Source organism: Nonomuraea basaltis (assembly GCF_005893125.1).
GTDB lineage: Bacteria > Actinomycetota > Actinomycetes > Streptosporangiales > Streptosporangiaceae > Nonomuraea > Nonomuraea basaltis.
The window spans coordinates 1-10,875 of the sequence record NZ_VCJS01000325.1 but is presented as its reverse complement, the minus strand read 5'-3'; the positions used below and the strand labels follow the sequence as shown (position 1 = coordinate 10,875).

Annotated in this window: 8 protein-coding genes and 1 pseudogene; 1 reads left to right on the top strand and 8 read right to left on the bottom strand. The window is 72.9% G+C overall.

Features of this window, described 5'->3' with window-relative positions; genetic code table 11:
- Both EJK15_RS63465 and EJK15_RS63460 read right to left on the bottom strand, forming a co-directional pair.
- Positions 1-688 (bottom strand): annotated as a pseudogene (locus EJK15_RS63465) (hypothetical protein); the annotation flags it as partial.
- On the bottom strand, positions 685-1,641 hold the full coding sequence (locus tag EJK15_RS63460) for a helix-turn-helix transcriptional regulator (protein WP_138719948.1): 957 nt from the start codon (positions 1,639-1,641) through the stop codon (positions 685-687). The pseudogene EJK15_RS63465 and the gene EJK15_RS63460, both read right to left, overlap by 4 nt.
- A gap of 253 nt (positions 1,642-1,894) precedes the next feature.
- Here EJK15_RS63460 and EJK15_RS63455 point away from each other — a divergent pair, with 253 nt between their 5' ends.
- A complete protein-coding gene (locus EJK15_RS63455) occupies positions 1,895-5,599 on the top strand; it encodes a S8 family serine peptidase (RefSeq protein ID WP_171075310.1) in 3,705 nt (1,234 codons plus the stop codon).
- A gap of 15 nt (positions 5,600-5,614) precedes the next feature.
- Here the strand turns inward: EJK15_RS63455 and EJK15_RS63450 are convergent, their stop codons facing one another.
- The 6 genes from EJK15_RS63450 to EJK15_RS72170 all read right to left on the bottom strand — a co-directional run.
- Positions 5,615-6,568 (bottom strand): alpha/beta hydrolase, encoded by a 954-nt coding sequence (locus EJK15_RS63450; RefSeq protein WP_138719946.1) that lies wholly within the window; start codon positions 6,566-6,568, stop codon positions 5,615-5,617.
- 10 nt (positions 6,569-6,578) lie between these two features.
- A complete protein-coding gene (locus EJK15_RS63445) occupies positions 6,579-7,604 on the bottom strand; it encodes an ABC transporter ATP-binding protein (protein ID WP_240778003.1) in 1,026 nt (341 codons plus the stop codon).
- A complete protein-coding gene (locus EJK15_RS63440; RefSeq protein ID WP_138719945.1) occupies positions 7,601-8,587 on the bottom strand; it encodes an ABC transporter ATP-binding protein in 987 nt (328 codons plus the stop codon). Before EJK15_RS63440 ends, EJK15_RS63445 begins: the two co-directional genes overlap by 4 nt.
- A gap of 10 nt (positions 8,588-8,597) precedes the next feature.
- The gene (locus EJK15_RS63435) at positions 8,598-9,485 is read right to left on the bottom strand and encodes an ABC transporter permease (RefSeq protein WP_138719944.1); all 888 of its coding nucleotides are present in this window, start codon (positions 9,483-9,485) and stop codon (positions 8,598-8,600) included.
- Positions 9,451-10,380 carry an ABC transporter permease gene (locus EJK15_RS63430; protein WP_240778002.1) on the bottom strand — a complete coding sequence of 310 codons (930 nt, stop codon included), beginning with the start codon at positions 10,378-10,380 and terminating at the stop codon, positions 9,451-9,453. The genes EJK15_RS63435 and EJK15_RS63430 overlap by 35 nt, the downstream gene beginning before the upstream one ends.
- Before the next feature lie 9 nt (positions 10,381-10,389).
- Positions 10,390-10,875: hypothetical protein (locus tag EJK15_RS72170; protein WP_240778001.1), on the bottom strand; the 486-nt coding region annotated here is incomplete at its 5' end.

The window sequence follows — 10,875 nt, the reverse complement described above, 5'->3', positions numbered from 1 at the left end:
TCTCCTCGATCTGCCTCAGCGCGCCGGCGCGGGTCACGAAGTCCCGTTCGTAGATCATTCGGCTGGTGACGCCGCGGTCGAGCAGCTCCCGTTGCGCGGCCACGCTTCCCAGCCGGTCGAAGTACGGCGGTTTGGACAGACTGCGCAGCTGCCGCCGGGCCGCGCGCTGGATCTGGGCGTGCCGCTGCTCGACCGCCCGCCGGCCGGTCACGACCTCGACGACGACCGGCGGCGTACGCTTCCGCGCGTGCTCCTGGAAGGTCTCCTCGAGCTCGCGGGCGCGTTCGCGGGCCTGGAGCAGCCTGCGCTCGGCGGCGAGCAGGAGGGCGTCCAGCGCGATCTCCGGCGCGACGGCGGCGTAGCGGACCGGCGGGCCGGGCGTGGCGCTGAGGAGTCCCTTGTCCTCCAGCGACGCGAGCAGGGGGACGAGGTCCGGGCGCACCCAGGCCGCTGCGAGCCGGCCGAGGGTGGTCGGCGATCGGTCCAGCAGCACCTCATACAGGGCCTCCTCGTCCGGGTGGAGCCCGATGGTGCCGAGCCCGCTCATGCCGGACCCGAGCCCGCCGAGGCGGCCCGCGCCGGATCCAGGCTCGCCGAAATCGCCCGCACCGGACCCGAGGCCACCCGCGCCGGATCCAGGTTCGCCGGGATCGTCCGCGCCGGGCTCCGTCCCGCCGGGGTTGCTCACGCCTCGGCCAGCCAGCCGCGGAGGACCGCCTGGTAGCCGGCCTGGAACCGGGTCTGTGCGTCCAGCCGGGCCGTCATGTCGCGGACGTGGCGGCGTACGGTCCGGTCGCTCCAGCCGAGGTGCGCGGCGATCGCCGCGTCGGTCAGCCCGGCGGCGAGCAGCGGCAGCAGGTCGCGCCGGCCCCCGGCCGCACCGGCGGCATCGGCCGCCTCGGCCAGGCGGCCGTGCCTGACGTGCAGCGGCGCCGCGCGCTCCCAGGACGTCTCGAACAGCACTGACAGCGCGTCGAGCAGGGTCGGGTCGTGCACCACCAGCGCGGATTCCACGACGTGCTCCCCGTGCCGCAAGGGCATGATCGCCATGGGCCGGTCGCTCAGGACGAGCTTCACCGGGACGTCCCCGACCCGGGCCTGCTCGCCGGCCGCGATGTAGCGGGTGATGGCCGCGAGAGTGCCCGGCGCCTCCATGGCGCGCCTGTCGTACAGCACCCGGTACTCCACGCCCCGCCGCAGCAGCTCGAGCTCGGCGGTGTTGCCGTCCGCGACGGTGGCGTACGGCGGCGCGTCGAAGACCCGGACCTGCCGCCGCGCGCCCTGCTGGAGCCGTTCGAACCACCGGCTCACCGCCTCTCTGCCCAGCACCACCTCCACCAGGCCGGCGGCGTCCGGTTCGGGCACGGGCCGGTGGCGCCGGGCCGCGAGCCGGGCGATGCGATGCCGGGCCTCGGTGAGCTCGCGGGTGCGGGCATGGATCAGCACGTCAAGCCCCAGCTCCGGGGAGACCGCCACGTAGCGGGGCGGATCCCCGGGCAGCCGGGTGATCAGCCCGAGCTCCTCCAGCCGGGCGGCGGTGGCGGCCTCGTGCCCCAGCTCGGCGAGCGTGGCCGCCGAGCGCTCCACCAGGGCCTCGTACAGGGCCTCCTCGGCGGACGACAGTCCGATGATCTCCAGCACGAGATCAGCATGTCCTCTTTCCGCATATGACGGAAAGAGGACGCGATTCTGTCTTTCGCGACTTTACTGGAATCTGTCATGGTTCCCCGGAGTGATCTTCACGAGGAGGACCATGATCCGCCGGTCGCTTGTCGCGCTGGGCGTGCTTCTTTCCACCGGAATGGCCGTCCCCGCTCCACCCCTCTCCGCATCGGCTCCACCCCTGGCTCCCGCAATCGGCGGCACGGCTCAACAGGGCCCTCAGAAGATCACGTTGATCACGGGAGACGTGGTGACGTACGGCACCGCGCCGGACGGGAGCCCGCAGGCCCAGGTCGAGCCGGCCGCACGGCCCGACGGCGCGCCGGTGTTCTTCATGTCCGTACGCGACCGCGACTCCTACTACGTCTTCCCCGCCGACGTGATGGACCTGCTGTCCGCGGGCCGCCTGGACCGGGGACTGTTCGACGTCGCCTACCTCGCGGGCAACGGGTACACCGACGCGGAGAGCGCGACCCTGCCCGTGATCGTCCAGCACGCCGCGGGCCGGCGGATCGCCGCGGCGCGCGACCTGGCCAGCATCGACGCGGCGGCCGTGAAGGTGGACAAGAAGGACGCCGCCCGGTTCCTGCCCTCGCTCGACGTGGCCAGATCCGCGAAGACCAAAGTCTGGCTCGACCGCAAGGTGCGGGCCGTGCTCGACGAGAGCGTCGAGCAGATCGGCGCCCCGGCGGCCTGGGCGGCCGGGCTGACCGGCGAGGGCGTCAAGGTGGCGGTGCTCGACACCGGCATCGACGCCGAGCACCTCGACGTGGCCGGCCGGATCGCGGCGACGGCCAACTTCAGCTCGGCGGCGAGCGCCCGGGACGGGCACGGGCACGGCACACACGTCGCCTCCATCATCGCGGGGGACGGCGACCGGTACGACGGGGTGGCGCCCAAGGCGTCGCTCCTGGTGGGAAAGGTGCTCAACGACTACGGCAGCGGCCACGAGTCGGACGTCATCTCCGGCATGCAGTGGGCGGTCGCCCAGCAGGCCCGGGTGATCAACATGAGCCTCGGGGGCTGCTGCCCCGGCCCGGACAACCCGCTCGACCAGGCCCTGGCCGAGCTCTCCGCGCAGTCGGGGGCACTGTTCGTGGTCGCCGCGGGCAACGACGGGCAAAGCCGGAGGATCGGCTCGCCCGGCACGTCCCCGGCGGCGCTGACGGTCGCCGCGGTGGACGGCTCCGACAAGACCGCGGACTTCTCCAGCAGGGGCCCCACCGCGATCGACTACAGCCTCAAGCCGGACATCGCGGCGCCGGGCGTGGACATCACCGCCGCCCGCGCGCAGGGCACCTCCATGGGCACGCCCGCCGACGACACCCACACCAGCGCCTCGGGCACGTCGATGGCTGCCCCGCACGTCGCGGGCGCTGCCGCGTTGCTCGCCGGACAGCACTCCGGCTGGACGAACGCCCAGCTCAAGGCCGCCCTGACGAGCACCGCCCGGCGCACCGGCGCGGGGGCGTACGAGCAGGGCGCCGGCCGCGTCGACGTGGCCCGCGCCATCACCCAGCCGGTACGCGCCGACGGCGCCGTCGACTTCGGCTTCCTGCCCTCACCCCAGAGCGGCCCGGTCACCAAGACGCTGACCTACACCAACGACGGCGACCAGCCCGTCACCCTCACCCTGACCAGCGGTGTCTCCGCGCACCGCGGCGGCCCCCCGCCGGAGCGCACACTCACCCTCGGCAAGGACACCGTCACGGTCCCCGCGCACGGCAGCGCGCCGGTCGCGGTGACGTTCGACCCCGCCGGCCCGGACACCTGGTACGAGGGCTTCGTCCACGCGTCGGACGCGAGCGGCGAGGTCCACGTGAGCACCCCGGTGGGGGCGTTCGTCGAACCGCGGAAGGTCACCGTGCGCACCCGGCTGGTGCTGCCGGACAAGGCGAGCAACCCGACGCCGATCCCGTGGCTGCTGATGCGCACGGACGACCGCGACGACCTGGAGTCCTTCTCCTATCCCGCACCGGGCGCCGAGTCCGAGGCCACGGTCTATCCCGGCACCTACAGCGTGCTCAGCGCGGTGGGCTGGCGCGACGCGGACGGCGAATGGGTCCAGTCCCTGCCCACCGACCCGCAGATCCAGATCACCGGCGACACCACGGTCACGCTCGACCTGCGCAAGGCCCGCAAGGTCTCCGTGCGCACGCCCCGCCCGGCCGAGATCTACGCCTCCCAGTACGCCTTCCGGCGCACCGCCGCCAACGGCCGCACCTACGCCGACGCGCGATCCCTCTACCCGGCCTACGGCGTGGACGACTACCTGATGCTGCCCACCAGGAAGGTCACGCAGGGCTCCTTCACCCTCGGCGGCCGCTTCCAGCTCGGTGCTCCCGCCATCACCATGAAGGCGCCCGGTGGCCCCGAGCTCGACCCCCGCTACCTCGACATCGAGCCGTGGGTCCGCAAGCTCGACGGCCGCAGCAGGCTCCAGGCCGTCCCCGCCGGCAAGGGCGCCGACTTCACCGGGCTCGACGTGCGCGGCAAGCTCGTCCTGCTCGACCTGGCGGATCTCTGCCCGGCCACGACGTGCTCGGGCAACGCGCTGGACCGGGTGACGGCCGCCGCTCAGGCGGGCGCCGTGGCGGTCCTCGGGTACGGGGCCGCGGGCCGGGCCTTCCTCGACCCGGCGGCCAGCTGGCCCGCGTACCCCATCCCCACCATGAGCCTGCCCGCCGAGCAGGGGCGGGCGCTGGCCGCCCTGGCCCAGCGCAGGCCGGTGACCGTCACGGCCGAGGGCACCCCGACCACGCCGTACCTGTACTCGCTGATGCTCACCGAGCGCGGCCGCGTCCCCGCCGATCTCAGCTACACCCTCGGGGACCGCGACCTGCAGCGGATCGAGGACCGCTTCCACTCCGACCGGCCCGCCTCCGTGGGCCTGCTCGCGTCGGCCTCGATCCGCACCCCCACCGGCTGGTTCGCGGGCACCGCGTCCATGTCCCATGACCGGCCCGCGCGGACGACGATGACCGAGTACGTCGGCCCCGTCGCGCCCGACATCGTGTGGACCCGCCAGGTCACCACCGCCTACGACGAGGGCACCGACTACTACAGCAGGTCGGCGCTGACGGCCTCCGCCGTGGACGTCTTCCCCACGGCGGGGTCGCGGACCGAGCCGTGGGGCATCCAGCCGCGCGTGCCCGGCAACGCCGTCGTCTCCAAGGCTGCGTACGACGTGGGCGCCGTGCAATGCTTCCCGTGCCGGGCGGAGGACCTCTTCCTGGCGAGCGTCCCGGTCATGGGGCAGGCCCCGAACCACCAGGAGGCGTTCACCTACAACGCCAACTTCCAGAGCGCCAAGCACGGCGGCCGGGACGAGCTGCGCCTCTACCGCGACGGCCAGGAGATCCCGCTGGTAGAGGCGAAGGTGGTGCTCGGGATCTTCGCGGTGACCATGCCGACGTTCACACTGCCGCGGGAGGAGGCCGCGTATCGGCTGACCGACAAGTTCCACAGCCCGCATCCGCTCCAGCTGTACGCGCGCGACGTCGATACCGCGTGGACGTTCCGCTCCGGGCGGCCGACCGGCGGCATGACGGGCACGGATCAAGGCCTGTGCGTCGCCTGGTTCGCGCTGGGCAAGCTGACGCCGTGCGAGCCGGTCAGGCGGCTCAACCTCCGCTACGAGCTGCCCCTCGACCTGGACAACCGGGTCAGTGCGGGCACGGCGCACCGCATCACCGTCACCGGCTACCACGGCTCCTACGAGCGGCCGGACGCGAAGGTCACCCGGCTCAGGCTGTGGGTCACCTTCGACGACGGCGCCCGTTGGACGCCGGTCGGCGCCTCCGTCTCGGGGCGGGCGACCATCACTCCGCCGCCGCTGGCCCAGACGACGGGAGCCGTGGGCCTCCGGGTCCAGGCCACCGACGCCGAGGGCAACACCGTCGAGCAGACCGTCCACCGGGCGTACGGGCTGAAGTGATCCGGCGCGGGCACGTCACTCCGGTGACGTGCCCGTCGTGCCGCCCAGGGCGCGGAGGGCGGCGGCGAAGTAGCCGAGCGAAGCGTCGACCTCGCCGAGGGACGGGGTGCGGTTCAGGTGCCCGTGCGGCATTCCCTTCGCCAGGTAGGTGCTCACCGGGACGCCCGCCGCGCGCAACTGGCGTTCGAGCAGCTCGCCGGAGGCCCGCAGGTCGTCGTACTCCGACAGCAGGATGTGCGTGGCGGGCAGCGCGTCGAGCCGCGCCGCGCCCGGCAGCGCGTACGGCGGGAGGTCGCTGATCCTGCCCACGTAGTTCCTGACCATGCCCTCGACCGCCTCGGCCGGGAAGCGCATGAACGGGGGAAGCGCGCTCATCTCGGCTGCCGCCGCGTCGTCGAGGGCCGGGTTCGGGTAGTGCGCGAACGGATAGGCCAGGAGCAGGAGGCGGGCGGCCGGGCGGCCGCGGTCCCGCTCGCGCAGCGCCGCCGCCAGCGCGAGCGCCGCTCCCGCGCTGGCCCCGCCGATCGCGGCGGGGTGATGGGGCATGGCATCCGTGGTGAGCCAGCGCCATGCCGCGTCGACGTCGTCCAGCGGTACGGGGTAGCGCACGCCGTTCTGAGCCAGCCGGTAGTCGACCGAGGCGACGAAGGCGCCGGCCCGCGCGGCCAGTTCGGCGCTCACGACGTGGGCCTCGGGCATCTCCAGGTCGCCGAACGAGAACCCGCCGCCGTGCGCCCACAGCAGGGCGGTCGCGGGTGTGCCCGGCGGCCTGTAGGTACGGATGGGGATGGGGCCGTGCCGGCCTTCGATCCGCAGGTTCTCGACGATGACCTGCGGAATCGTCCACTCCGCCGGATCCCGCACGTAGTCGATCATTCGCTGCTGGGCTACCGGGTCCGAGGCGAGGGCCTCTCGGGACAGGTCCCGGATCGGCTCCAGCTTCTTGGCGAGGTACGGATCGAACGGCATGCCCTCTCTTCTATCGTGCGCGGAGGACGGGTGCGCGGGCGGGTCTGTCGGCCAGGTGGCAGGCCGCCAGGTGTCCAGGACCGGCGACCGGTTCGAGCGCGGGCGCCGTCAGGGAGCAGGCGTCCACGGCCTTGCCGCAGCGCGGGTGGAACGAGCAGCCGGACGGCGGGTCGACCGGGCTGGGCGGCTCGCCTTCGAGAACGATCTCCTGGCGGGTCCCGCGCAGCGCCGGGTCGGGAACGGGCGCCGCCGACAGAAGGGCCTGCGTGTACGGGTGCGCCGCGGCCCCGTACACCTCGGCCTCGGAGCCGATCTCGACCACCTTGCCCAGGTACATGACGGCCACCCGGTCGGCGAGATGCTGGACGACGCTCAGGTCATGGGCGATGAAGACGTACGCGAGCGAGAACTCCTCCCGAAGTTCCTCCAGCAGGTTCACGATCTGCGCCTGCACCGACACGTCGAGCGCCGACACGGGCTCGTCGCACACCAGGACCTCCGGCCGCAGCGCGAGGGCGCGGGCGATGCCGACCCGCTGCCGTTGCCCGCCGGACAGCTGGTGCGGGTAGCGGCCGCCGTGGTCGGGGTTGAGCCCGACCGCCTCCAGCAGCTCGCGCACGAGCCGGTCGCGCTCGCCGCGCGGCGCGAGCTCCGGATTGACGTCGTACGGCTCCCGTACGGTGTCGGCGACGGTCATGCGCGGATCGAGCGACGTGTACGGGTCCTGGAAGATCAGCTGGATGTGCCGCCTGGCCCGGCGCAGCTCCCTGCCGCCGAGGTCGTGCAGGGACCTGCCGAGCACGGTGACCTCGCCCGACGTGGGCCGGTCGTGCGCGGTGAGGAGCCTGGCCAGGGTGGACTTGCCGCATCCCGACTCGCCGACGATGCCGAGCGTCTCCCCCTTGCGCAGCACGAGGTCCACCCCGTCGACCGCCTTGAGCACGCCCACGGTACGCCGCAGGACGCCTTGCCTGACCGGGAAGTGCCTGACCAGGTCGCGCACCTCCAGCACCGTCTCCGTCACGGGCTCATTCACTGCGACGTCACCCGCTCCCACTCGTGGCAGGCGGTCAGCCTGCCCGGTTCGATCTGGTGTGCCGGGGGCGCCTCGGCGCAGGCGGCGGTGCCGTACCCGCAGCGGGGCAGGAACCGGCAGCCGGGGTCCGGCGCGGCCAGGTCGGGCGGCGCCCCCGGGATGACCGCCAGCCGCCGGCCGCGAAGCCGCGGCCGGGGGATCGCGCCCAGCAGCGCCTCGGTGTACGGGTGCGCGGGCCTGGCGTACACCTCGGCCGCACTCCCCTGCTCCACCACCCGCCCCGCGTACATGACGGCGACCCGGTCGGCGATGTCCGCGACGACGCCCATGTCGTGGGTGATGAGCACCAGGGCGGTGCCGTGCTCGCGCTGGATCTCGCCGAGCAGCCGCATGATCTGCGCCTGGACGGTCACGTCGAGCGCGGTCGTCGGCTCGTCGGCGATGATCACCTGCGGGTTCAGCGCGATGGCCAGCCCGATGCCGACGCGCTGGCGCATGCCGCCGGAGAACTGGTGCGGGTAGTCGCGCGCGCGGCGGGCGGCGGACGGGATGCGGACGAGGTCGAGCACCTCGACGGCCCGCTGGTGTGCCTGCTTGCGGGACAGCCCGCGGTGGGCGCGGAACAGCTCGGCGATCTGGTAGCCGACACTGAGCACCGGGTTGAGCGCCGACAGCGCGTCCTGGAAGACCATGGCGATCGTGGTGGCGCGCAGCCGCCGCCTGGCCTCCTCGGGCAGCGTGAGCAGGTCGACGCCGCGCAGGCGCGCGGAGCCCGCGGCAGGGCGGACCAGCCCCATGACGGCGCGGGCGGTCACGCTCTTGCCGCTGCCCGACTCGCCGAGCACGGCGAGGGTCTGTCGGCCGTCCACGGTGTAGTCGACGCCGTTGACCACGGTGGTCTGGCCGAAGCTCACGCGCAGGCCGGAGACGGCGAGCAGCGGCGCGGACGCGTCGAAGCCGGGCAGTGATTCCAGCAAGCTCATGGGACACCTCCTAACGCAGTCGGGGATCGAAGGCGTCGCGCAGCGCGTCGCCGAGCAGCACGAAGCTGAGCACGGTCACGGTCAGGAAGATCGACGGGAAGAGCAGTAGGTGCGGGGCGGTGGAGAAGTACTGCTGGGCGGTGTTGAGCTGCACGCCCCACGAGATCGCCGGGGTCTGCAGCCCCACGCCGAGGAACGTCAGCGCCGACTCCGAGGCGATCACGCCGCCCACGTTCAGCCCTGCGAGGACGGCGACCGGGCCGAAGGAGTTGGGCAGCACGTGGCGCAGCAGGATCCTGGCGGTGCCGGCGCCGACGCCGCGGGCGGCGGCCACGTACTCGCTGGTCGCGGTCTCCAGCACGGAGCCGCGCATGACGCGGGCCAGGACCGGCCAGCCGAAGAGGATGAGCACGGCCGAGACGGTCAGCTCGTTGTGTGCACTCGCCGCCTGGAGGATGACGATCATCCCGACGAGCGCGGGGAACCCGAAGAACACGTCCATGATCCGGCTGATCAGCGCGTCCACCCAGCCCCTGAAGTAGCCGGCCAGGCTGCCGAGGACGACCGCGATGAGGATCATGCCCGCGGTGACGAGGACCGCGATGAGGACGGAGGAGCGAGCGCCGTACACGACGTTGGTGTAGAGGTCGCAGCCCTGGATGTCGAACCCGAACGGGTGTCCGGGCGCGGGCGGCAGGCCGCTGTTCACCAGGTCGCAGCTGCGCGGGTCGCCGCCGCCGAACCAGCCCGCGAACAGCTGCGGGAAGGCGGCCATCACGCAGACGAGCAGCGCGACCGCGCCGGACGCGGCGAAGGCAGGACGGCGGCGCAGCTCTCCCCGGAGACGCGGCCGGGGCCGGGGCTCAGCCGAGGCGGATGCGAGGGTCGAGGATGCCATAGAGCAGATCCACCAAGAGGTTCACCAGCAGGAAGACGAGCACGAGCAGGGTTCCCACGCCCACGACGACCGGCCCGTCGTGCTGCGGGATGGCCGTGAAGATCTGGTAGCCGAGGCCGGGCAGGTTGAAGATCCCTTCGATGAGGACGGTGCCGCTGAGCAGGTAGCCGAGGCTCACGCCGAGCAGCGACACCACCGGGATCAGCGAGTTGCGGACGACGTGCCGGGTCACGACGGCCCGCCTGGGCAGGCCCTTGGCGGTCGCCGTGTCGACGTGGCCGGCGCCCAGGTTGTCCAGCACGCTGGTGCGGGTCAGCCGCACCACCTGCGGCAGGCCGTACAGGGCGAGGACCAGGCCGGGCATGACGTACGCCAGCGGCCACCCGGCCTCGGTGCCCGACACCGGCAGCCAGCCGAGGTCGACGCCCAGCACGATCTGCGCGACGTAGGCGACCACGAAGAACGGCACGCCCATGACGACCGTGGTGCCGCCGAGCACGGCGGCGTCGGCCAGGCGGCCGCGCCGCAGGCCGGCCACCGTGCCGAGCAGCACGCCCGCGATCGCCATGAACAGCCAGGCGGTCAGGCCGAGCTGGAACGTCACCGGCCAGCTCGCCCCGATGACCTCCGAAACGGGCCGGCCGGTGAAGCTCGTTCCCAGGTCGCCGGAGAGCAGGCCCTTGAGGTAGAGGCCGTACTGCACGAGCAGCGGCTCGCCGAGGTGGAACCGCTCGCGCAGCGCCTGCTCGACCGAGGGCGACAGCACCCGGTTGGGGCCGGCCAGCGCCTGGATCGGGTCCCCGGGCAGGGCGTAGACCGCCACGTAGATGATGAAGGTGGTGCCCAGCAGCACGGGCACCGCCATGAGCAGCCGGTGGAGGGCGTACCTTGCCACGGGGCCGCCTCAGCCGACCTTGACCGAGGCGAGCACCACGCCGCCGAGGAACTCCGGCTTGACGTCGCTGATCTTGGCCGAGTACGCCAGGCCGCCGACGGGCTGGAACAGCGGCGAGAGCGGCAGCCCGTCGAGCGCGACCTTGGTCGCCTCCTGCGTCAGGCCCATCGCCTCGTCCTGGCCCGCGCTCGCGGCCTTCTTCATGAGGGTCGCGAACTCGGGGCTGTCGTAGCCGGTCACGTTGGTGCCGGAGCCCTTGCGGAACAGCTGGTCGGCCAGCGCGTACAGGTGCGGGTAGCCGGCGCCCATGTAGAGCAGCACCGGGCCGTCGATCTTCTTGGCCGCCATGTTGGGGTAGAGCTGGTCGACCGGCTGGGCCTGCGTCGTCACCGCCTGGATGCCGAGGTTCGTGCGGAGCTGGTTGCCGACGGCCTCGAGGATGGTGGAGTTCAGCGGGTCCTGGTACGTCCAGAGCTTGAGCGGCCCCTCCCACCC

Coding starts and splice junctions, on each gene's coding strand:
- EJK15_RS63450 (WP_138719946.1), bottom strand. CDS start 6,568: ATGCCGTTCGATCCGTACCTCGCCAAGAAGCTGGAGCCGATCCGGGAC.
- EJK15_RS63440 (WP_138719945.1), bottom strand. CDS start 8,587: ATGAGCTTGCTGGAATCACTGCCCGGCTTCGACGCGTCCGCGCCGCTG.
- EJK15_RS63435 (WP_138719944.1), bottom strand. CDS start 9,485: ATGGCATCCTCGACCCTCGCATCCGCCTCGGCTGAGCCCCGGCCCCGG.